Source organism: Archangium sp. (genome assembly GCF_036389735.1).
In the GTDB taxonomy this organism is placed as follows: Bacteria; Myxococcota; Myxococcia; order Myxococcales; family Myxococcaceae; genus Archangium.
The window spans coordinates 1-1,719 of record NZ_DASVWK010000889.1; the positions used below are offsets into that span (position 1 = coordinate 1).

General features: G+C 66.3%; 2 protein-coding genes. One reads left to right on the forward strand and one right to left on the reverse strand.

Annotated elements, in window-relative coordinates:
* Positions 1 to 1,022, reverse strand: a 1,022-nt coding sequence (locus VF794_RS31730) for an ATP-binding protein (protein ID WP_331116859.1), incomplete at its 3' end; no start/stop codon positions are given.
* A gap of 229 nt (positions 1,023 to 1,251) precedes the next feature.
* Here VF794_RS31730 and VF794_RS31735 point away from each other — a divergent pair.
* Positions 1,252 to 1,719: protein kinase domain-containing protein (locus tag VF794_RS31735; protein WP_331116860.1), on the forward strand; the 468-nt coding region annotated here is incomplete at its 3' end.

Genomic DNA, 1,719 nt, shown 5'->3' on the forward strand with positions numbered 1-1,719 from the left:
ACGAGGTTGCGGTCATAGACCGTGACCCCCGTCTCATGTGCCCGGCGGTCCAGCCGGATGACCCGGAGCCCATCATCATTCAGCGCGGCGAAAGCACGGCACGCCGCCTGGACACATTCCTCGGAGTGCGTGGTGGCGAAGATCTGCATGTTCCGGGTCGCGGAGACCGTCGCCAGCCACTTCCAGATGGGCTCGAGCGTCGAGTGGTGCAGACCGTTCTCGATTTCATCGATCCCCAGCAACACCGACTCCTCGCCCACGAGGGTGACGGCGATGTCCAGGCAGCGCTGGATGCCCTCGCCCATCATCCGGACAGGCAGCAACACGGTCTCCCCCTTCTGGCGGACGAAGATGGCCGCTTGTCCTCCGGTAGGGGAGAGGATCTCCAATCCCTCGACCTGCTCATCAATCAATCGAAGCAGGTCGCGCACCAGAGAATCTCGCCCCTGCTGCTTCAGCAGTGAGAGCTGGCGAATGACACTTTGGTAGTTGACCGGCCCCGCATGAATCCAGGCAGCAAGTGCGTTGGGGTAGAGTTCGTCGGGGAACTCGACGCCGTGCGGGCCTCCTGTCACCACTTGTTCATGGGTCTCTCCGCCGTGCTCGATCGTGCATTCGAGCGTCCACGTCCCCGAACGAGAGTGCCCACCCGCCAAGGCTGTGCTCAAGAAGGATGGAGAACGCCGTCCCTTCTTCACGAAGACCCGAGTGCCTTCCCCTGGCGCCTGTTCCGGCTTCATCAGCCTCAAGTCCACCAGAAAGCCCCGTTCCGCATCACTGCCGCGGAAGATGGGACGCCAGAAGCCGTCAAAGTCCTCGCTCGGCATGTCTGGCCTCCTCAGTTCCTGGAGGGACACCAAAGCTCTCGCGGCATCCTCAGCGCACCCAGCCAGCCAGATGGCCTCCATCATGGCCGTCTTCCCCGCGTTGTTTCTCCCGATGATGAGGTTGACGCGCCCCATCCCGGAGACGTCGAGCCTCTCGATGCCGCGGAAGTTCTCGATCCTGGCGTAGGTGAACATACGCGCCTTCTAGCAGAGCCCGCCCGAATGGGCTGCGCGCAAGGCGGGGCGCGGGTGGCTCACGTGATGACCTTGCCCTCCCCACTCCACGCCCCGCTGACTGTCGGGTTTCCGCCACAACCCCCTGGGGTGGGGGACGCATCAGGTGCTTCCGCCCTCCCCTTCCCCCCGCCGTGCCGTGGACAATGGTTCTTCCGATGTCCGGGGGGACATTCCAAGGGGGCCCACCATGTCCGCATCCATCGCCGTCAGCCCCCAGCTCAGCGCTCCGGCCCGTGACGATCCGACCGAGTCCCGCGAGACCCTCGCGCCCTCGCTCCCGCCCGCGGCTCCCGAGGCGGACCCCTTGCTGGGCACCTGCATCGGCAGCTTCCGTCTCACCCGCCGGCTGGGGCGCGGCGGCATGGGCGCCGTATACCTCGGGCAGCACGAGGGCATCGGCAGCCGCGTCGCCATCAAGGTGCTCCATGGCCGGCTCGCCACCTCGCCCCAGGTGCTGCGCCGCTTCCACATGGAGGCGCGCGCCGTGAACCTCATCGGCCACGAGAACATCGTCAACATCATCGACATCCACCTGGCCCCGCCTCGCCCCTCCCTCATCATGGAGTACCTCGAGGGCGAGCCCCTCTCGGCCCTCCTCGCCCGAGGGCCCGTGCCCGCCCAGGTCGCCGTCTCCCTCCTCTCCCAGGTGTGCGAC